At 48.0% G+C, this 19,803-nt stretch carries 18 protein-coding genes, 1 tRNA gene and 5 pseudogenes; 7 read left to right on the top strand and 17 right to left on the bottom strand.

Annotated features, from left to right (window positions below; translation table 11 throughout):
• Positions 1-108 precede the first annotated feature (108 nt).
• Positions 109-936, top strand: coding sequence for a hypothetical protein (locus tag OAN307_RS14890; protein ID WP_015500475.1), 828 nt, complete (start codon positions 109-111; stop codon positions 934-936).
• Between the two features lie 117 nt (positions 937-1,053).
• Here OAN307_RS14890 and OAN307_RS28660 read toward each other — a convergent pair.
• Positions 1,054-1,144, bottom strand: a tRNA-Phe gene (locus OAN307_RS28660).
• Between the two features lie 98 nt (positions 1,145-1,242).
• On the opposite strand from OAN307_RS28660, the gene OAN307_RS14895 reads away from it, so the two are divergent.
• The 6 genes and pseudogenes from OAN307_RS14895 (at position 1,243) to OAN307_RS14920 (ending at position 6,483) form a co-directional block, all read left to right on the top strand.
• Positions 1,243-2,373 carry a tyrosine-type recombinase/integrase gene (locus OAN307_RS14895; RefSeq protein WP_015500476.1) on the top strand — a complete coding sequence of 377 codons (1,131 nt, stop codon included), beginning with the start codon at positions 1,243-1,245 and terminating at the stop codon, positions 2,371-2,373.
• A 216-nt stretch (positions 2,374-2,589) separates the two neighbouring features.
• A pseudogene (locus OAN307_RS14900) lies at positions 2,590-3,285 on the top strand (transposase); the annotation flags it as partial.
• A 69-nt stretch (positions 3,286-3,354) separates the two neighbouring features.
• A protein-coding gene (locus tag OAN307_RS14910; RefSeq protein WP_408634911.1) for an IS3 family transposase occupies positions 3,355-4,484 on the top strand; the annotation gives its coding sequence in 2 pieces (ribosomal slippage) (positions 3,355-3,628 and positions 3,628-4,484; 1,131 coding nt in all).
• 65 nt (positions 4,485-4,549) lie between these two features.
• Positions 4,550-5,121: pseudogene (locus tag OAN307_RS14915) on the top strand (transposase); the annotation flags it as partial.
• Positions 5,122-5,154: 33 nt separating this feature from the next.
• Positions 5,155-5,334, top strand: a pseudogene (locus OAN307_RS28115) (IS5/IS1182 family transposase); the annotation flags it as partial.
• Positions 5,335-5,580: 246 nt separating this feature from the next.
• Entirely contained in the window at positions 5,581-6,483 is a 903-nt protein-coding gene (locus tag OAN307_RS14920; protein ID WP_015500479.1) for a hypothetical protein, read from the top strand.
• A 107-nt stretch (positions 6,484-6,590) separates the two neighbouring features.
• On the opposite strand, the gene OAN307_RS29035 is transcribed toward OAN307_RS14920, so the two are convergent.
• The 16 genes and pseudogenes from OAN307_RS29035 to OAN307_RS15005 form a co-directional block, all read right to left on the bottom strand.
• Positions 6,591-6,863 (bottom strand): hypothetical protein, encoded by a 273-nt coding sequence (locus OAN307_RS29035; protein WP_044043831.1) that lies wholly within the window; start codon positions 6,861-6,863, stop codon positions 6,591-6,593.
• Positions 6,864-6,879: 16 nt separating this feature from the next.
• A pseudogene (locus tag OAN307_RS28125) lies at positions 6,880-7,122 on the bottom strand (IS5/IS1182 family transposase); the annotation flags it as partial.
• A 99-nt stretch (positions 7,123-7,221) separates the two neighbouring features.
• Positions 7,222-8,423 (bottom strand): annotated as a pseudogene (locus tag OAN307_RS14930) (IS3 family transposase).
• A 236-nt stretch (positions 8,424-8,659) separates the two neighbouring features.
• Positions 8,660-9,826, bottom strand: coding sequence for an ion transporter (locus tag OAN307_RS14940; protein WP_015500482.1), 1,167 nt, complete (start codon positions 9,824-9,826; stop codon positions 8,660-8,662).
• Between the two features lie 252 nt (positions 9,827-10,078).
• On the bottom strand, positions 10,079-10,345 hold the full coding sequence (locus OAN307_RS14945; protein WP_015500483.1) for a disulfide bond formation protein B: 267 nt from the start codon (positions 10,343-10,345) through the stop codon (positions 10,079-10,081).
• Positions 10,342-11,103: a DUF2628 domain-containing protein gene (locus OAN307_RS14950; protein WP_015500484.1), complete on the bottom strand. Its 762-nt coding sequence runs from the start codon at positions 11,101-11,103 to the stop codon at positions 10,342-10,344. The genes OAN307_RS14945 and OAN307_RS14950 overlap by 4 nt, the downstream gene beginning before the upstream one ends.
• Complete coding sequence (locus OAN307_RS14955; protein WP_015500485.1) at positions 11,100-11,900, bottom strand: hypothetical protein; 801 nt, start codon at positions 11,898-11,900, stop codon at positions 11,100-11,102. The genes OAN307_RS14950 and OAN307_RS14955 overlap by 4 nt, the downstream gene beginning before the upstream one ends.
• A 441-nt stretch (positions 11,901-12,341) precedes the next feature.
• Entirely contained in the window at positions 12,342-13,490 is a 1,149-nt protein-coding gene (locus OAN307_RS14965) for an EscU/YscU/HrcU family type III secretion system export apparatus switch protein (RefSeq protein WP_015500487.1), read from the bottom strand.
• A complete protein-coding gene (fliR, locus tag OAN307_RS14970; protein ID WP_015500488.1) occupies positions 13,483-14,310 on the bottom strand; it encodes a flagellar biosynthetic protein FliR in 828 nt (275 codons plus the stop codon). The genes OAN307_RS14965 and fliR overlap by 8 nt, the downstream gene beginning before the upstream one ends.
• Positions 14,307-14,573 carry a flagellar biosynthesis protein FliQ gene (gene fliQ / locus OAN307_RS14975; RefSeq protein WP_015500489.1) on the bottom strand — a complete coding sequence of 89 codons (267 nt, stop codon included), beginning with the start codon at positions 14,571-14,573 and terminating at the stop codon, positions 14,307-14,309. The genes fliR and fliQ overlap by 4 nt, the downstream gene beginning before the upstream one ends.
• 3 nt (positions 14,574-14,576) lie before the next feature.
• Positions 14,577-15,353: a flagellar type III secretion system pore protein FliP gene (fliP, locus tag OAN307_RS14980; protein ID WP_015500490.1), complete on the bottom strand. Its 777-nt coding sequence runs from the start codon at positions 15,351-15,353 to the stop codon at positions 14,577-14,579.
• Positions 15,346-15,627, bottom strand: coding sequence for a hypothetical protein (locus OAN307_RS14985; RefSeq protein WP_015500491.1), 282 nt, complete (start codon positions 15,625-15,627; stop codon positions 15,346-15,348). Before OAN307_RS14985 ends, fliP begins: the two co-directional genes overlap by 8 nt.
• 30 nt (positions 15,628-15,657) lie before the next feature.
• On the bottom strand, positions 15,658-15,954 hold the full coding sequence (gene fliN / locus OAN307_RS14990; RefSeq protein WP_015500492.1) for a flagellar motor switch protein FliN: 297 nt from the start codon (positions 15,952-15,954) through the stop codon (positions 15,658-15,660).
• An 8-nt stretch (positions 15,955-15,962) separates the two neighbouring features.
• A complete protein-coding gene (gene fliM, locus OAN307_RS14995) occupies positions 15,963-16,943 on the bottom strand; it encodes a flagellar motor switch protein FliM (protein WP_015500493.1) in 981 nt (326 codons plus the stop codon).
• A gap of 14 nt (positions 16,944-16,957) precedes the next feature.
• Positions 16,958-17,542 (bottom strand): flagellar basal body-associated FliL family protein, encoded by a 585-nt coding sequence (locus tag OAN307_RS15000; protein ID WP_015500494.1) that lies wholly within the window; start codon positions 17,540-17,542, stop codon positions 16,958-16,960.
• Between the two features lie 22 nt (positions 17,543-17,564).
• Positions 17,565-19,646 carry a flagellar hook-length control protein FliK gene (locus OAN307_RS15005; RefSeq protein WP_187292474.1) on the bottom strand — a complete coding sequence of 694 codons (2,082 nt, stop codon included), beginning with the start codon at positions 19,644-19,646 and terminating at the stop codon, positions 17,565-17,567.
• Positions 19,647-19,803: the final 157 nt, after the last annotated feature.

Consider the following 19,803-nt stretch of genomic DNA (forward strand, 5'->3'; position numbering starts at 1 on the left):
GGCACAAACTGGCGGAATTTTACTCCGCTACAACTGCGCTATGTCGCAGCCGTTTCTGTGGCCCATTATTGCTGTGCGTTTTACACTCCGATTGAAATGGCTTGGTACATGCTTGCTACAGTCGAAAATCATGCATTGATCGAAGTTGGTATTACAGAAAACTTAGAGCGTTTTTTGCCCGCGGGCCCGGTTCTTGAGGGACAGATGCTTTTAGGTTCGGCCAAAATGAAGAAGGCCATAACACTACTTGATACAAGGCTATTCATCAGCGCCTTGCGTGACACGATTTCTTATTTCTCGTTCGTCCAGTCGAATGGGACAATCTCCGGTGGCCTTGACATCAAAGATATAACTTATGGCACATTCCCTTTGGCTACGACTGTACAGCAAGCAAAACTGCAAAACCTAACTGAGCAGTTCATTTTGCTCTTTTGTGCCAACTTTTTGTTTAAAGGCAACGCGCTTGAGATGTTGCCAGCGGCTATGGAAATCGCTGAGGCATCAGGGTTCTCGATACGACCAGAGGTTTTGGATCGTCTGCGAACCGATGGGCCTACACCAGATTTCCATACAGATTTAGCAAAACTTTTGCTTATAGAAAGGCTCGTAGCTACAGCTGACCGACAAGGTACACCTCGTCAGGTTTATGAGGTCGCGTTCAAATCGTTGCAAGTTGCGCAACAGATAGGGAATTATCGAGTTTTTGCAGAGAGCCTCATCCCGTGGCTAGAACAAAGGTGGGCATTTATCTGGGATCGCCAACGCTTTCTACTTAGTCACCCTTCGCTCCACGAAATTAGTATCAAAACAGCGATTAATAACGAAGTTGGGTCATCCGAAACTAAGGTTGCTGAAATCTTGAGTGCCATTTTACCGACACTCGGTATCGGAAACCAAAGCGAGCTAGCAGGGACAATCGCAGCCCTACCCAGATAGCAGCCGGTGTTTTCCGAATGTGAAGCCTTCGACACCCATACCGCACCCAGGACAAATGCGGCGGTCATAGCCTTTGTGCAGTTAGTAATATTTATTGATATAAACCAATATGTTAAATGGTGCCCAGGGGCGGAATCGAACCACCGACACGAGGATTTTCAATTCTCGTTACTCGAAAAACATAGCTGAACATACACCAATTTAATATGTTTTATAACAGTTAGATAAGTGATATACATGAACATAGCACACCATCAAAAACCACCACTACACTCGATATTTTAGAGCCTATAGTGAGCCTAAGAAATGCCGAAAGTCATACTCACCGAGATCACACTCAAATCCCTACCTCTACCTGAGCGTGGTCAGGCAACATATTGGGATGAGACAATATCAGGCTTTGGTGTTCGGGTCTCACAGGGGGGCAGTAAATCCTTTGTTGTTGTACATGGTGTAAACCGTCAGCGGGAGACACTTGGTCGATACCCAACCATCACCCTCAAGCAAGCCCGTGGCCAAGCAAAGAAGTTACTCGCTCAGATAACGTTAGGTGTTCAACAGAATAGAACCATCTCATACAAAGACGCCCGTGATCTCTTTCTTGAAGCCTGTGAAACTAAGAACAAGAAAAATACCGTGGACTACTATCGAAAACGTCTAGACGCCCACTTCCGATTTGGTCGCAAACGCTTGGATGAAATCACCCGCACAGACATTCAGACACGTATTCGCAAAATAAAAACATCTTCCTCAGAACAGAACCACGCCTTCGTGGTGATCCGAACACTGATGAATTGGGCAGTGCGAGAGCAGTATGTTGATCAGAGCCCTATTGCCTCAATGAAGCCTCCAACCAAGCCGCAAGCTAGAGATCACGTGCTGACCGACCAAGAACTGATCCAAGCTTACAAAGTATCCCTAGAACATCCCTACCCCTTCGGGCCGATTATCTCGCTGTTGGTGCTAACTGGAATGCGTCGCAGCGAAGTTGCCTCAATGAGATGGGACTGGATCAGCCATGGTGAACGGACTATCACGATCCCCGCAGATGTGACCAAAAACAAGCGAGTGCAGACCCTGCCCTACGCTGATCTCGTCGAAGCAGTGCTGGAAACCATCCCTGAGATAGGCCCTCATCTATTTCCATCTCGATCCGAGACAGGAACTGTTTTTAATGGGTGGGGTAAAAGCAAAGAACGCTTTGATGCTTCCCTCGAGAATATTGAGCCTTACACTTTGCACGATCTTCGCCGTACCTTCGCCACAACCCATGCCAAGATCGGTACGCCGATCCACGTGACAGAGAAACTCCTGAATCATATTTCTGGAACGATCAGCGGCGTTGCGGCAGTCTACAACCGACATTCATATATGGACGAAATGCGGACAGCGGTTACAGAATATGACACGTATCTAGAAAACATTAGCAAGCCATGAGTGCAAAAAGTCTCCTAGGCTACCTCAACCAAGCCGAGACACGAAAAGCGAGCTAAACGTAAGCCAGATGCATCTTAGCTAAGCCACAAACCTGGGTCGCACCCTGTGGCGGCGACTTCGAGTTATGCGGGAATTTGGGTGATGGCGTGATTTGAAGGGCGGCGTATTGTGGCAGGTGTTGAAGCCAGCCAGAACCTCACAAGGAGCAATACGCCTATGAAGAACGATACAAACATCCTGCCATTTAGCCAATCGGAAACTATGGCAGATCCTTTGACTGAACTTGCGCGGGAGGGCACGCGCCGGATGCTGGCGGAAGCGCTGAAAACTGAGGCTGATGCATTTGTCACCAGTTTTGTCGATGAGCAGTTGGATGATGGCCGCCAGCGGATCGTGCGGCATGGATTTGGCCCTGAGCGGCAGATCCAAACCGGCATTGGTGCTCTGGATGTCCAGCCTCCCAAGGTGCGCGACCGGCTGGCGACACCTGATCCGTCCAAAAAGATCCGGTTTACGTCGAGCATACTACCGAAGTGGGCGCGCCGCTCGGTGAGCTTGGATGCCTTGCTACCGGTGCTGTATCTGAAGGGCATTTCGACGGGTGATTTCCAAGAGGCGCTCTCAGCCATTATGGGCCCTGATGCGCCCCACCTGTCGCCAAGCGTCATATCGCGACTGACGGCAGGATGGCAGGCACAATATGACACCTGGATATGGCGTGACCTGTCCGCACGTCACTACGTCTACATCTGGGCGGATGGCGTCTATCTACAGGCCCGGATGGAGGAAAATGCTGAATGTATGCTGAGGATCATCGGCGCAACACCTGAGGGCAAGAAAGAACTGATTGGCTTTCAGGTCGGCCTTAGGGAGAGCGCGCAAAGCTGGCATGAGTTGCTGGCTGACATAAAGGGTTGAAGTGGTCCGGCAAAACTGGACAGCATGCTAAGGTGTATCCAACACGAACGAATGGATACGAGAATGACGAAGCGACGGAACTTTTCAGACAAGTTTAAGGCTGCTGTGGCGCTTGAGGCGCTGCGTGGTGACAAGACGGTTCAGGAGATTGCAGCCAAGCGGCAGCTCCACCCGACGCAGGTGAGCACGTGGAAACGGCAGGCGATTGAGGGCATGGCCGGTGTATTCTCGGACAAGGTCAAGAAGGCTGAGAACAAGGACGGCGAGATCAAGGACCTGCACGCCAAGATTGGTCAGCTTGCGGTGGAAAACGATTTTTTGTCACAAGGGCTAAAGCGATGAGCCCGTCAGAACGCCGTGAGATGATCCGCAAAGAGAACACCGATTTAAGCCTGACACGCCAATGCAAGCTGCTCAAGATCAGCCGCTCATCGATCTATTACACACCCGTTGGGATGAATGCTGAGACGCTTAAAGTGATGTATGAGATTGATAGGGTGTTCACAAAATATCCGTTCTTTGGCAGCCGCCAGATAGCGGCCTACTTACCGCAGTCTGGCTTCTCAGCAGGGCGACACCGTGTTCGAGGCCTGATGAACATCACGGGATTACAGACCATTTATAAGGGGCCGAACACCAGCAAGAAGCACCCACAGCACCGCATTTATCCATACCTGCTGAGGAAGTTGCCAATCACACGGCCCAATCAGGTTTGGTGCAGCGACATTACCTACATCCCCGTCAAGAACGGCTTTCTGTATCTGGTGGCGATTATGGATTGGGCAACCCGCAAGGTTTTGACCTGGCGGCTTTCAAATACGCTGGATGCCAGCTTCTGTGTCGAGGCTCTGGAGGAGGCTATCGCTCGATACGGCAAACCAGAGATAATGAATACGGATCAGGGCAGCCAATATACAGGCGCTGACTGGATCACGACTTTGACCAAGGCTGACATCAAAATATCAATGGACGGTCGGGGCCGTTATCTGGACAATATCTTTATCGAACGGTTGTGGCGATCCCTGAAGCAGGAGGCCATCTATCTGCATGAAATCACCGACGGCTTCCAAGCAAAACGGATCATTGATAGCTGGATCAGGTTTTACAACTCCGAGCGCCCTCACACCGCCCTTGATAAGCGCACGCCGGACACCGCATACTTCGGCCAAGCGGAGACACAAAAAGCGGCATGAACAGAAAACAGATACATCTTAGCCAAGCCGCATACCTGTCCTAAAAAGCAGGACCACTTCAGGGTCGCGGGCTGTCCATGGCACCGTAAATTGCTGTTGGTGACGGCGCCATGGGGTTCTGGAATGCACTGGACAGAGTGTTTCCAAGCACAAAACATCAACGCTGTTGGGTGCATAAAGTGAAGAATGTCCTGAACTGTTTTCCAAAGCAGATGGCACCGGCTGTGAAGTCAGATCTGGACGATATTCAGCACGCTGGGACGCGCAAAGAAGCCGAAGCGGCGCTGACAGTGTTCTCCGAGAAGTATGGGGTCAAATATCCAAAGGGCGTAGCTTGCCTGATCAAAGATCAAGATGCGATGCTCGCATTCTTCGATTTTCCAGCTGAACATTGGGACCATCTGCGCACGTCAAACCCTATAGAAAGCGTGTTTGCCACTGTGCGACACCGAACGGTACGCACCAAAGGCGCGCTGTCACAAAAGACCGCAAAGCTCATGGTCTTTACACTCATTCAGGCAGCATCAAAAAATGGCTACGGCTCAAGAGCAGAAACCAGTTGCCAAAAGTCATCGATGGTATCAAATTTAATGACGGTGTCGAAGTGATCCGTGACACGGCAAACCGCGTCGCCTGATGATGCGCGTCACCCAAATTCAAGCATAGCTCGCGATGGAGTGGATACCGCCGCCGAAGTCGAGTCGAAACGAAGATGCATTGTGTGAAACTACTCAGCCAATCGTTGATGGCGCGGGACTTCGAAAGGCAGGTCGCAGAAATCCAAATCCGCATCGTAGTCCTCAACCGCTATACCGCTCTTGGGATACCTGTCACCAAGCCTACAGGCTAAGTCAGTCTGGGGGAAAGGGGAAGCATGTCTTTCAACCGATTTGTGCAACAAAGCCGTGAAACATGAAAATTATTAATTATTTTAATTAATTAAAAAATGAAAAAAGTATAAGTATTAAATAAAATAATTAAATAAATATATTAAATAAATATATTAAATATTTCATATTAAAATCATAGTAAAAGAATTTAAACTTATATATCCAAACTTAATGTGGTCTTTGGTAAGAATGTAGGGATACGAGAAATGATTAATGTTATCAAAAAAACAAAATTGAGTCCTGCTTCTAAACCTAAGAAATGCCCTTCTAAAACTGCACATACGTCTGTGAAAGCATTCGGAGTTACGGTCAGCCTTCCTGACCGCTGGGTAGATAGCATTTTGAGACGTCGACTTATGAAGTTCTTGAGAGCTTTGGTCGTGGGGCGACTGATTAATAGTATACAGGCAAGTTCAGATTACTCTCCCAAGGCAATCAGACATACTGCTTTTGCTGACAGGTCGAACGGAAACATACTTGACCGGCGGACATTGCCCCAACTTCAGCAAACAGACACCATTAAGCAACCTAACGCGTGGGCAGGTGACATCGGAAAACCATCTGAGATCTGGAAAAGCCTCGAGCGTGAAATTGTCCACCGCACCACTCCACTACAATGTGGTCGGCCTGTCTTAATTATAGCTGCTGATAGGATTGAAGGCAATTTAATCTCACAGCATTTTCAGGATTTAGGTCAAGATGTTCAGCTAACTAATAGCCTTGAGGGTGCACTTGGCGTTTTGTCCGACCTCCCTCTAGCTTGGTCACTGGCAGTTTGCCAAATTGACGATCTTGCCGATCTAGAAGACGTCGTTGATGACCTGAGAGATTTTCGTAAAAGTACCCCCGCGGTGCCTTTACTACTCATTTCGTCTCGTTTCGCCCGCGACGATCTATCAGCAGAGCGTTTGGCATTATGTGACGCATCAGTAACAAACAATTGTAATGCCAGCGCGTTAGATGCTGGAATTTTTGCTGCTATACAAAACAACCGTGCCTGGAACCGCCGCACTGAAGTTGAGCAAGTTGATGACCGGATGTTTGGATGCTGTCAGAAGAATGCGAACCTGTCTGAAGTGGCCACCAAAGGTTTGAAACTAGGCGTTTAACAGATGCTCCTCATTATATGCTGCAAGTTGTGAATGAGCTTACAGGATCACAGCCGAGCGCATTATTTCTTGCGACGTCACAAAATAGCCAAATATGCTGTGTTATATTATCCTTCAAAGCCAGGAAGCCACCCTATCGGCTTCAAGTAAATTTCCTGACTTTTCCCATCAAACTGATCTGTTTCCACTTCAACAACACGCTTTGCAAGTGGCTGGACTGGAAGACCTCTGCTGAGGTCTTCCGCGAAAAGATAATGGAAAAAGTGCGCTGAAAAACCTTTACCAAGCCAAAAAGTCTCGGTTCTGGTATCACGCGCACTGTCCAGTTTTAGGGGCGAAGAGGCTTTGTTGCACAAATCGGTTGAAAGATATGCTTCCACTTTCCCCCAGACGGGCTTAGCCTACGGGCTTGGTGACAGGTATGCCAAGAGCGGTATACCGGTTGAGGACTGCGATGCGGATTTGGATTTCGGCGACCTGCCTTTCGGAGTCCCGCGCCATCAACGATTGGTCGAGTAGTTTTACACAATGCATCTTCGTTTCGACTCGACTTCGGCGGTGGTATCCACTCCATCGCCGCTAAAGGGTGCGACCCAGGTATCGCTGCGCCTTAATGGCTTCGTTGCGGGCAATCGCTCCGTCGCTCGTCCACTGCCCAGCAGTGCATACCAGCATGTGACCTGCCCCCCGAGGCTCCCTCATTCATAACGAGAGTTTACGGTTTTGGATTTCATATTCTTAGTCGTCAGTTTGAGCAAGCGCGTCGTGCGCGGAGCCCTCAAATTGCTCAAGCTCTCGGCGCGCTTCAGCGGGTGTTTGGTTGCCCAGAGATGAGTGCGGTCTGACGTTGTTGTAATCGTATCGCCAAAGGGCCAATTTGCGGCGGGCATCGTCTAACGTATCGAAGATTTCCTCGTTCAGCATCTCGTCTCGAAGGCTGCCGTTGAAAGACTCGATGAAGCCATTCTGCTGTGGTTTGCCCGGATCAATGTAATGCCAATCCACGCCGTTATCGCCAGCCCACTTCAGGATCGCGCGACTGGTGAACTCTGTGCCGTTATCACTGACGATACAGGGGGGCTTCCATAGACGCGCACAAGCGCATCCAGGTCGCGTGCCACCCTCGGCACCAGAGATGCTGGTGTCGGCCATCAGGCACAGGTTCTCACGACAGCAATCGTCATTCACGGCCAACATACGGAACTTGCGCGATGCGCCAAAGGTGTCGGACACAAAGTCCCGCGACCAACACTCGCCAGGACGCAAAGCCACTGGCATCGGCGTGCGCGATCCCCGCGCACGTTTGCGGCCCCTTCGCCGTCTGACGTCAAGCTTTTCTTCAGTATAGAGGCGATACAGCTTCTTGTGATTCATGGTCATTCCTTTGCGTTCCAAAAGTACGCTGATCCGCCCCTCTCATCGATACTACGTATCTACTGCCGGGCAACGGGATAGCCGAACCGACGCCGCTTGCTGGCAATCGCCTTCATCTCTTCGCGAACTTCTGGATTATCCGGCGGCTGATCGCGACGGACGGTTTTGGGATCGACACCCCCTCTCGTGCATTGCTGCGCAATACACTGCCGGGCAGTGGACAAGCCTGCACGCTCGGCGTTGTGAGATATCATGATCCCACATCGCCTTGCGTGCTGCAGCCCGCCGCACGTTCGGTGTCGTCAGTTCTTTCCCAGCAAATCTTTCAAAACAACATTGTCCAACATGGTGTCTGCCAAAAGGCGCTTCAGCTTAGCGTTCTCATCCTCAAGCGATTTCAGGCGGTGAGTATCAGAAACGTTCATACCACCGTATTTAGCTTTGAACTTGTAGAACGACGCGGGACTGAGGCCATGCCTGCGGCACACGTCAGCAGTTGGCATCCCAGCTTCCTGTTCTTTGATCATCCCGATAATCTGGGCTTCGGTAAAACGACTCTGTCGCATTTGTTTGCTCCTTCAAAGGTTGAGCAAACTCTACATTAAAGTGAGGGACCTTTCGGGGGGCAGGTCACCGTCAATGCTCGGGCCTGCCCAACCTAACGACAAAAAAAGTTTGCGACAGAACCCAATGAAGACCGCCCTTCAGCCGAGCTCAAACTCTGCGAAAGAACCTTAAATCAACCATCGAACTTTAATCTTCAAACCGAGTTCTGACAATATTTAGAAAAGATTTTTATCATCTAAACATCCAGAATTTTAGAGTTTAACAACGTGACTTTTTTGTCTACGGCATGGTCCATATCGTCAATAATGACAACAAGGCCTTGAAAGACAAAAATGATGAGCATTTGGATTAAAATACCTGTTAATCCAGGTGCTACAAGCAAGACAAGTAAAAAATATAGTTGAGCAATGACGTTAAGCCACACGTAAAAAACAGGGTGAAACTCGATTTGCGTTTTTGTCAGGAACCTACTGATAGCCACAACCAAATTATTATGAAATGGCACATCCAGAGAGGGGCGCGACATTGTTGCTATTCTGACTTCTTGAAGCATCAATATCGTCCGGCTTTTCATGATGGTATAGGTGATTTCTTCGTTCAAGAAACGTGTTATATCCACCCTCCAGGATGCGGTTCCTTTCCACTCTTTATCTAGTGGAATTTGCTTGATATCTGCTTCAAACATATCCAAGCTATCAATGGCTAGCCGGTGTAATTCTGATATCTCAATCTGTTTTCTCTTTGCGATGCCAAATGTGATTGCCAATGCAATCCCAAACACTGAACCAACAGCAGGAACGGCAACCATCAAAATTTGATGCTCCAAAAGGCCAGTAATTTTAAAATCTATAGCGCTGGATACTTCCAATAGGAACACGCGAAGGCCTAAGTGGAAAGACATTACACCAAAAACTAATGTAAGGACCGAAGCACCAAAAATGTTAATCAAAACGTTTTGCATTCGAAGGAGCTTCATAATTCGCGCTAATCTAAACAGCCGTAACAAGGCCAGAAATTCTAATTCGGCATCTTGAATTAGACCTAAATAGTATATAACTATAATTAAAGATGGTAGTATTGCCATAAAATCTAAAATTAAAAATACAAAATCAGATAATTTAATCTGGATAGTCAAAACTCTTAGCGCAAAATCTATAAAAAATACAAACAAGATAAAAAACTCAAAAATCAATAACTGGGGACTACCCAGTGGAGCAATAGTAGGGTACTCTTCTTGAACGAACAAATATAGAACTGACAGAATTATAGTAATAATTAGAAGTCCAAGATATCGCCGTCCCGTATGTGTTTCAGGATATTGAAGTTCAGCACGTAGTGTACTTGGCTTCCAATGCATTACTATTTTGTGCATTTTTAATAATATCCTTAAATAAGTCAGCATTCCATAAGTGGAATGACTTGCATTTATTTTTGTCGCTGTTTTGTCCGCAAATCAAGTTTATTTGACGTATGGTCATGATTTAAGATCTTAAACTTATGACGCATAAAAAACATAACAGCCGCGGCGAGCATAACAGTGGAGATAAATATCGGAAACAACCTAAGACATGTTGTTAGACACATGACTTAGATCAAGAAACCAGACTCCGGCAAGTGGCAGTAATGGGGCGGTTACGGTTGACCTCTCACTTCATTAGAGGTCGGCCGTCAGATGATTTATCAAAGATTTTAATATCGCGATAATCCCAAATCCTCCCACAAATAAAAGTGCTAGTGTCAGCGTACTTAAACCTTGTAACACTACGAAGCTGTGCGGCGCTAAAAGCTGCAAAAGTGCAATACCGGCAACCGACATCAGAAAAAATCGGATCATAATGCAGCGGTGGCAAGGTGGCTGACTCGCATGCTTGCGTCGAACCTGTTTTGGTGCTGCTTCCTTAGCTGGCGATGTCTTGGTCATACAATATCCACATCAAGATTTTGAGGTTTGAGCAGGTTGTTATTAGAAAACTTGAACCTCAGTTGCCCGTGAAACTGAAGAGCGATTGTCTGCGCCTCAATCTCGTTTTGTGCAGCTACGACCATTCTTCTATTTAACCCATTCCGCAACATCGAAGATAATAAAAGCGGAATTTGCCGCTGACCAATGTAGACACACATGAAAAGGTACATCGCAGCACCAAGGGTCTGATTGACAGCAAATGATGTAAGAATGGCACCGGTAAATGCAACAAATGGCCCCCACATCCGACGCGAAATCAGCCACAGAGGTGGAATAATCATTGCAAGGAAAGATTTCCGCATCTCTAAGGTATCAGCAAAATTCTCACTATCTGCAACAATTACATAATTGCTTAGCATCCGAATTTTCTCAATCGGTAGTGTCGGTGAAATTTTTTGGTACTGTCCGGCCTGTTCTCCTAGGAGCACAGTGGTTTTATTTTCAATTGGTTTTGCCACAAACACGCTGAAGATTTTTTCGTCCCGTATGATTGTCAACAAAACAGGGCGAGGAGCCCGCTCCAACGCGTCTTTAACCGTATCTTCAATTGATTTCACCTTGGGCCAAGACGTGCCATTGACCGCCACGATAACATCTTCGGACTGAAGTAGGTACTCCCACTGAAACGCGGTTCCCTGTACCTTTTCTAACCTAAGTGGTCCAGGTAGTATGATCTCTGTGGCCTGGTCCTCTTGATCGTTTATTTGCTGTGTCATGGAAACTTTATAATATCTGGTTCTTGTTGTGGTGGCGTGCGAGGGCGACTGAGGGGGGTACTCGGGGGGGGGCTAGGCGTCCGCGCCGTGTTGATAAGCTCGTCAAGGGCTGCCACACGGGCATCCATCTGCTCCTGAATTTTTGCAAAGTCTTCAGTATTTGCAGTACTGCCGGTGGTTTCAATCGCAATTGCAAGGTTCGCAGCCAAGGTTGCGTAGGCCTCGGACTGGGCTGCGAGCGTGTCCTGCATGGTAGTTGAAACATTCATAGCGAGCTCTCCATTAAGAGTTGCAATACGATCTCCAAGTTCCAATTGCACTGCTTCTGAACGGGCTAGCACCTCCCCCATTGTTGCTATCTCAGCTTGGAGAACGACGATTGAATCTATGCTATTGGGCGCTTCGCTTAAAACAATAAAATCTTCACGTAACTGAGACATTTGAGAATCTAGCGTGAGAACAGGAGCCAACGTTTGATCCATATTTGAAATATTTTGAGCTAAAATTTCTAATAATTCAGTATTAGTCGCGGTCAGCCGGTTTAAACTCGAAGAGGAGCTCTGCCAAATGAAGCCCATGATCAAAACCGCTACGATGGCGATGCCACTTGCCACGATCAGACCAATTCGGGACATCTTTTCAAGCCGTTGGGCGGCTTTCGATGTCTCACCAAACTGGGCAGAAATTCGTTCAAATTCAGCTGTCACATCCATAGAGGCTTCAGCAGCGTCAAGCGCAATTTGAATGCTTTGATCAAGATCGGGAATGACTGCACTCTGCGTCTTTTTTAGTGCCATGACTGATTGTCCTGCTATGTAATCTTGCGCACGATCAGCGCTTTCGGTTTATAGAATGCACATTCCGTGCCAGTTTCGCGCAGGACCACGCGCGCGGGAAGATCCTTAGATTTGAAACCGAAATGACTGCATTTCCAAGGCTGACTTAGCTGGTAGGTGACACCCAGAAATTGGCAATCACCGCATGTTATGCGAAGCCCTTTTCTCACACCCGTCATTTCCAGATAAACCAAAACCAGTGCCACAGGTTGTGAAGATGAAACCGAAACCCCGCTGCAATACATAAAACACCACAAAGGCCAATTAGAAAAGCCTGTGGTGTCGCGCCTTCAGAGCGGAGTAGGCTAGACTCCCCCACAAAGAATGCGCTGGCGATAAAGAAAGAAAATGTGCTGATCATCTCCCCTCGACTACGGTGTTTTTTTCGTTTAGGTTGGGTCATTAAAGTGGTTTCCCATCTTCATTGAAAAGCATGTCTTCAGGTAGATCGACATCCGGTTCCTCCACCTGCTCTTTCTTGTCGAGTTGATAGATGAAGGCGAGAACAGAGGCGACGGCAGTATATAGGGGTGACGGAATTTCCTCCCCGATATTGCCAGCAAAAAATAGGGCACGGGCTAAAAGCTCGTTCCGAAACACGGTAACACCAGATTCAGTACCAATACGAATGATTTCGTGCGCTTGATGACCACGTCCCATAGCGAGAATTTCGGGTGCGCCCGGAGTGCCAACCTCGTATTTCAGTGCGACCGCGAAATGGGTGGGGTTCGTAATTATTGCAGTCGAGGTGGGCACTTTATCCATCGCTGCGCGCCGTTCCTTAGCACGCTTACCTGCGGTCATTTGCAAACGGCGGATTTTTGCCTTTAATTCTGGTGAACCTTCGGTCTCTTTGCTTTCATCCTTCACCTCTTGCAGCGTCATTTTTTGTTCTTGGTTGTGTTGGTACTGCTGCCAAACTACGTCAAACATGGCTATAATGGCTAAAACAAGCAAAAATACAATTATGAGCAATAAGAAAACTTCGCTTAGTCGGGAGACCCCGCCAAATAGGTGTGTTGACTGCGCGGTAAGGAGTTTCTCGAATTGGCTTTCGAAGACGAGCACTGCGGCTCCAATCAAGCAGATCACCTTGAATATTGCCTTCAGCATCTCCACCAGGGCTTTCATGGAAAACATCCGCTTCAGCCCACTGAGGGGATCGATACGGCTGGCTTTGAACGCCAACGCTGAAACTGACCAGTTGATACTTCCTGACATCATCATCTGTGTGAACACTGTGATGATAAACAATGGCATAGCAAATATAACTGATTTCCAAAATATAAAGGAAAAGCTGGACCCAAGATTGCGAAAAATTTCATCAGGCAAGCCGTCTTCTCCAGAAAACCGAAGTAATGCGGCCCACTCTTGTAAGATGCTGGAAAAAAACGGTGTCAGGCCGAGGTATAACAAGAAGCCAACCAGCAGAGTTGTTAGAACAAATAGCTCCTTAGAGCTTGCAACTTGGCCATCTTCCTTAGATTTTTCCAATCGTTTCTGGGTTGGGTCTTCTGTTTTTTCTTGGCCATCGCTTGCTTGATCAGCCATCGTGCACCTCACCAATTGTGTCTTCAACAAATTCGAGCATGAACTCGATCATATCCGCTATTCCAGCTGCAAATGGCGTGGTTGAGAAGTAGAGCGCTACAAAGCACGTTAGGATCGTCAGGGGGAAACCAAACGAAAATAGGTTAAGTTGCGGGGCGGATCGGGTCACGACGCCTACCGTGATGTTGGCCAAAAGTAAGATGGAAACGATTGGCAAAGCTAGTCGTGATGCGATGACAAACATATGTCCACCAGCAGTTAGACCCCCACTAATTAAACCGCTGAAATTGAAGGGCTCGCCAAGCGGCAAAATCTCAAAACTCATTCTTATGACCCCGATCACATGTAAATGTCCGTTTAGTGACAGAAAAGCTGCGATTGCGAATAGGTTTAGAAACTGGCTGACAACCGGAGTCTGCCCCCCAGAATTAGGGTCCACCTGCGCGGCAAAGCCCAAGCCGGCGGAAATGGCGATCTGCTCGCCAGCCATGGCCACTGAAGCGAACAATATCGTAAATGTCAGCCCAAGGGACACACCAATTGCGATCTCGATCAAGACTACTTCAATCAAAGCAAGAAAAGGGAGCTGATTGGGGTCGGGCACCTCAATCAATCCATAGAGGCTGAAGGCGATCAACACGCTAATGATAATTCGCGCCTGTACTGGGATTGCTGCGGCACCAAAAAACGGGGCGGCCATAAAGAACGCACTTAGCCGCAGGATGTGGAGGAAAAAAATCAGCATAAAGTCGATAAACAGCTGAAGATCGAGACCGTTCAGTCCAAGAATATCATCAAGGCTCGGTAGCTCTCTTATCATTTTAACAAGCGGATTTGTTCAAATATTGAGGCAAAATAGTCCGTCATTTCTTGCATCATAAAAGTCGAAAAACCTGCCATGGCAGCCAAAACAATCACTAATTTTGGCACGAAGCTCAGGGTCATCTCATTGATGCTTGTGGCGGCTTGAATAATCCCGATCACCAGCCCTACAGCCAACGCGACTCCAAGTATGGGACCAGCGGCGATGATGATTTGCCAGTATGCTAGCCGTAGACTTTCTATATTGCTGTCAAATTCCATACATTAGATCACATAAGTCGATGCTATGGAGCCGATGGTCATGGCCCAACCATCTACGAGCACGAAAAGGAGCAGTTTGAATGGGAGAGCAACGAGCATAGGGCTCAGCATCATCATCCCGAGGGACATCAGGATCGACGCAATAACTAAGTCTATCACGAGAAACGGGAGAAACAGCAAAAAACCGATCTGGAACGCGGTTTTAAGCTCGGAGGTGATAAAAGCAGGCAGCAGAACGGTATAGGGGACATCTTCGTTGGAAGCATAAGGCTCATCGCCCGCCATTTCCGCAAACATGGCCAATTCGGCCTCTCTTGTATTAACTACTAAGAATTCGCTCAGTATACCTGCAGCGCCCTCGATCGCCGCAACTGGGGGCAAGTCTCCAGCGAGGTAGGGCGAGATCGCATTGTTGTAGATATCCTCGAACGTCGGCGCCATAACGTAGAACGTTAGAAACAGTGCTATGGAAAGTAGGACCTGATTGGGCGGAGTTTGTTGAGTGCCCAAAGCCTGACGCAAAATGGACAAAACAATAATAATCCTGGTGAATGCAGTTACCCCCAACAGGAAAGATGGTAGAATCGTCAGTACTGTCATTAGTGCAAGGATCTGCAAAGATAGTGAATATGTTGTTTCTCCATCCGCGCCTGTAGAGATGTTCAAAGCGGGCAGGCCACCACCATCCTGCGCATAAACACTGCCAAATGGTACGATGCAAAACGCAAGGATGACGCAAATCCAGAATAAGAACGATCTTTGCGACAAAACCCTATTCATTGGCATTCTCACTTGGTGGAAGCGCCAACATGGCGAGCATTTTATTGGGGCCGTGGACGATAACAACGCGTTGACCGTCTAACTCATACAAAGAGAGCTGAGTTGTCCGGTCGATCTGTTGAGTCTCACGCAGCTTGATCCGTGACGCGGAGGGCTCGATCTGTTTCCGTATTATACCTGCCTTAGAGACGATCACTTGGCGTGCCGCAATCAGTAAGGCAAGAAACGTCACCACGATTATGATGGTTGAGATATCTGGGCTAGCAGATGTCATCGCTCTGGTTCCAATCATTGCAAGCAGGGGCTATATGGTGCCTACACGGCTTTCAGGATCCACAATTTCGGAGAAGCGTATGCCAAAACGTTCCCCCACCATAACGACCTCGCCTTTTGCTATCTTTGTCCCGTTCACAAGGATATCGAGAGGCTCACCTGCCAAACGATTAAGCTCCACGACGGAGCCTTCATTTAGGCGGAGTAGTTCGCTAATCGAGATATCTGTGCGGCCTACTTCAATCGACATTTCTACTTCGATATTTTCTAGCGCACGCAGTTTTTCAGTATCTATTCCTGGCACTTCTTTTTCCTTATTATCTTCCATATTAATCCTTAATCATTAGTCTGATTCTGGTTCAGCTTTTCGGTAATAGTTATAGCATTAAATCCTGCGATTTCACCTATATCAGCCGCAAACATTTTCTGACCATGAACAAGCACGCTTAGCCCGTCCCGCAACTGAATTGGATAAACGTCACCTTTTTGTACCTCAATTAATTGGCGCAAGGATATGCGTGGTTTGCTCAACTGAACGTTGACCGTTAAGCGCACTTCAGTGACGGCGCGTTCCAAACGCTCGCGCCATGTCAGGTCATCATCTACCACCTCGGACTGCATCCGGGAGCGCAGCTGTGCCGCGATTGGTTTGAGTGTTTGAAGAGGATAGAGGATGTCAAACTTAGCTTTATTTTCTTGAGGCAACTCGATGGTGAAGCTACAAATAATCACAGTTTCCTCACCGTCGACAAAAGACGCAAATTGCAGATTTTCCTCGCGTGATTCATCGCTAAAGGTCAACGGCATCAAGTCCTGCCAAGCTATGAGCAGGTTGCGGCTTAATCCTTCGGTGACAATCTCTATTATCCGACTTTCAGTTGATGTAAATTCTGTACTTGGCTTGTATTTTTGCCCCAGCACGCCTCCATAATAAGCATTTGTCAACGTTGAGATAAATTCCGGCTGAATTACCATCATTTTACTGCCACGCAATTCGTTAATGCGCGATGTTGTAAGGCACATTAGGGTTGGGAATTCTTTGCAATATTCATCAAATGTTTTGACCTCTGGAGGTAGTGCCGTGATCCGAGGCTGAACTCGTAGCATGGGTTGAAAAACGGTCCGTGCAAGTCGCGCGAACCGCTCATTTATTACACGCAATGCATAATAATCTCCTAGGAGGGACAGGTCGTCGGAACCAAATTCAAAGCTACGGATATTTTTAGTTTCAGAAACATCAGAAATCGCAATTTCGCTCATATTAACACTTTTTACGAGCGCATGCACCTCATCATCTGTAAGCCTATCTGGCGTCATTTACTTTACTCTGCCTATTGCATTACAAAAGATGTTAAAAGAACGCCTTCAACACCACCAAAACCTTCAAGTGCCTCCAGTTCGGCGTTGATGGTGGCTTTTAGGTCCTCTGATAGAGCATTGCGCGCTTCTCGCCCAACAACGTCTGCTTCACCGTAGTCGCTTAGCGTTGCCAGAATTGCTGCCTTGATCGCAAGTAGGTTGGCCTCCACGTTTTGAAGAATTACTTCATCATATTGGGTGGAGATACCTACGCCAATTTGTAGAAAGCGACGAGAATCCTTGAGATTTGTAGTCATTGTTCCGGGAATCTCATAGTAGAGGGTTTGGAAAACATCGTCCCTAGCGCTGTCTTTACTCTGCCGCTCTGGTATCTCACCCTCTGTCTCGTCGCTAGCATCTTCTTCAACCTCTGCAGTTAGAGCGCCGTCATTCCGCTCGATGATTGCAGCGGCAAGCTGCTCAGGCGAATTGGATTGCCCACCAAAAAGAAAGTAGCCCGCACCGATTCCAACACCCATCATTACCAAACCAATTACACCAAAGGTTAGGATCGTCCCTAAGCCAGATTTCTTCTTGGGCTCTTCTTCTTCAGACATCTCTGCGTCCTCATTCAGTTAATTATAATAATATGTTAATACGAGATCTGTCATCATGGTTGGAAGCGTTAACAGGGCTAGTATCGGCATTTGAAAGGTTTTCGATCTCGCTCATTTGATTGGTAACATCATCCTCATGAGGGTTAGAGCTTCCGTGCCCGCCCTTGCCTGTGCCTGCGGAATACTCACCCAAGGTCAGACCTGCGCTCTCGAATGCAGAGGAAATCTGTTGCTGCACATCACGCAGCATAGAGGCTGTTGCAGCCACATCTGCAACAATTCGCAAATCTGTACCACGCCGGCCTTCGCTAAGCTTGAGGGTAATTTGCCCCAAGTGCGCTGGCATAATATTCATTGTCAGCGTCCCACCGGACTGAGCCATATTAACCACGCGATTTACTAGTGCTTTGGTCCAACCCTGCCGCCGCACATCCAGGGCCACCGCAAGCACTTGATGGGGCGTCATCGCGCTTTGCCCATTAGCCCCGGCGCCAGTTTGAGTCTGCATACCCGACCCAGCGTTAGAAACTTCGATATTAGAAATCGCGGCCAGTGGCTCAGTGGAAAATGTCTGCAAATTGGCCGTCTCCTGGCGCGGTGGGATCACCTTTAGTACAACCCCTACAGGGGCCACCTGTGCCGCAGAGGCTGACTGAGGCGATTGTGCGCTTGTGTTTAAAAGGGCTGCTTCAGTCGACTGAGGAGATTTAAAAGTATTTATAGTCTTACTACCATCGTCGAGCTTCGCATTAGCGGGTTCAGCTTCGCTCTGTGCGAGATTACTGTCCTTTATTGCTACAAACGCAGCCTCATCAGAGGCAGGAACGGATTGTGCAGTTAGATATTCAGGACTGCGAATGGATGCACTCCGTGTTGTCTGGCTTAGTGCCTGGAGAGGCTCTCCTTCCTCAACTTTCACAGCATTAGCGAGTTCAGCTTCGCCCTGTGAGAGATTACTGTCCTTTATTGCTACAAACGCAGCCTCATCAGAGGCAGGAACGGATTGTGCAGTTAGATATTCAGGACTGCGAATGGATGCACTTCGTGTTGTCTGGCTCAGTGCCTGGAGAGGCTCTCCTTCCTCAACTTTGGCAGCATTAGCGGGACCAGCTTCGCTCTGTGCGAGATTACTGTCGTTTATTGCTACAAACGCAGCCTCATCAGAGGCAGGAACGGATTGTGCAGTTAGATATTCAGGACTGCGAATGGATGCACTTCGTGTTGTCTGGCTCAGTGCCTGGAGAGGCTCTCCTTCCTCAACTTTGGCAGCATTAGCGGGATCAGCTTCGCTCTGTGCGAGATTACTGTCGTTTATTGCTACAAACGCTGCCTCATCAGTGGCAAGAACGGATTGTGCAGTTAGATGTTCAGGACTGCGAATGGATGCACTTCGTGTTGTCTGGCTCAGTGCCTGGAGAGGCTCTCCATCCTCAACTTTGGCAGCATTAACTAGATCAGCTTCGCTCTGTGCGAGATTACTGTCGTTTATTGCTACAGACGCTGCCTCATCGGTGGCAGGAAGGGATTGTGCCGTTGAATGTTCAGGACTGCGAATGGATGCACTTAGTGTTGTCTGACTTAGTGCCTGGAGAGGCTTTCCATCTTCAATCATAGTAGCGGCCAGAGGTAGCTCTAAATTACTTGCCAGGGGCTTAACTAGCACAGTGGGTTGTTGATTTTTAGCAATGATTTGATCAGTTATCTCCATAGGTTTTTTAATTTCAACCGCTGGCAAGCTCTCAAATGTAAATGCATTTAGCTTTTCTGGCACCACCTCAACGCCCCCCGTCATTTTTTTGACGAACGCCTCAACATCACCGGCAAGAAGGCTGGCTACGGTCGACACCACCTTTGAGGGCTGCAGCAGTTCAGAGCTTATTGGCACAGGTGCCACGGTATCATTATTCAAAAAACTGACAGAATACAGCGTCGTAATTAGGTCTTCATAAGAACCTACAAGAGCGATCTCAGCAGGATTCTCCCCCACTCTTATAGGAGCTTGGATATCTCGGCTCACAGCCGCCGCGCCAGCAGATAGAACCGCCTCTCCTAGGCCAGCATCGACTTTACTACACTTTCCCTCAAGCGCTCCGAAATCTGTCATGATTGATGCAAAGGCTTTTATGGATTGGTCTACGACACCCCCATCAGATTGAGAGCATTTTTTAGCCATCCAATCCACGGCCGCTGAGGCACCATTGTCCTTGATCGGCGAAGATATAGTCATTTATCCAATTCATCCCAAAGGGGTACACAGAGCT

Origin of the sequence: Octadecabacter antarcticus 307 (assembly GCF_000155675.2) — a bacterium.
Taxonomy (GTDB): domain Bacteria; phylum Pseudomonadota; class Alphaproteobacteria; order Rhodobacterales; family Rhodobacteraceae; genus Octadecabacter; species Octadecabacter antarcticus.

Bases quoted from the DNA above. Each gene is read 5' to 3' on its own strand.
- OAN307_RS14940 (WP_015500482.1), bottom strand. From the start codon at position 9,826: ATGCTGACTTATTTAAGGATATTATTAAAAATGCACAAAATAGTAATG.
- OAN307_RS14950 (WP_015500484.1), bottom strand. From the start codon at position 11,103: ATGACACAGCAAATAAACGATCAAGAGGACCAGGCCACAGAGATCATA.
- OAN307_RS15000 (WP_015500494.1), bottom strand. From the start codon at position 17,542: ATGTCTGAAGAAGAAGAGCCCAAGAAGAAATCTGGCTTAGGGACGATC.
- fliP (WP_015500490.1), bottom strand. From the start codon at position 15,353: ATGAATAGGGTTTTGTCGCAAAGATCGTTCTTATTCTGGATTTGCGTC.
- OAN307_RS14965 (WP_015500487.1), bottom strand. From the start codon at position 13,490: ATGGCTGATCAAGCAAGCGATGGCCAAGAAAAAACAGAAGACCCAACC.
- OAN307_RS15005 (WP_187292474.1), bottom strand. From the start codon at position 19,646: ATGACAGATTTCGGAGCGCTTGAGGGAAAGTGTAGTAAAGTCGATGCT.
- OAN307_RS14985 (WP_015500491.1), bottom strand. From the start codon at position 15,627: ATGACATCTGCTAGCCCAGATATCTCAACCATCATAATCGTGGTGACG.
- OAN307_RS14920 (WP_015500479.1), top strand. From the start codon at position 5,581: ATGATTAATGTTATCAAAAAAACAAAATTGAGTCCTGCTTCTAAACCT.
- OAN307_RS14955 (WP_015500485.1), bottom strand. From the start codon at position 11,900: ATGGCACTAAAAAAGACGCAGAGTGCAGTCATTCCCGATCTTGATCAA.
- OAN307_RS14945 (WP_015500483.1), bottom strand. From the start codon at position 10,345: ATGACCAAGACATCGCCAGCTAAGGAAGCAGCACCAAAACAGGTTCGA.
- fliR (WP_015500488.1), bottom strand. From the start codon at position 14,310: ATGATAAGAGAGCTACCGAGCCTTGATGATATTCTTGGACTGAACGGT.
- fliM (WP_015500493.1), bottom strand. From the start codon at position 16,943: ATGACGCCAGATAGGCTTACAGATGATGAGGTGCATGCGCTCGTAAAA.
- fliQ (WP_015500489.1), bottom strand. From the start codon at position 14,573: ATGGAATTTGACAGCAATATAGAAAGTCTACGGCTAGCATACTGGCAA.
- fliN (WP_015500492.1), bottom strand. From the start codon at position 15,954: ATGGAAGATAATAAGGAAAAAGAAGTGCCAGGAATAGATACTGAAAAA.
- OAN307_RS14895 (WP_015500476.1), top strand. From the start codon at position 1,243: ATGCCGAAAGTCATACTCACCGAGATCACACTCAAATCCCTACCTCTA.
- OAN307_RS14890 (WP_015500475.1), top strand. From the start codon at position 109: ATGCTTGCTACAGTCGAAAATCATGCATTGATCGAAGTTGGTATTACA.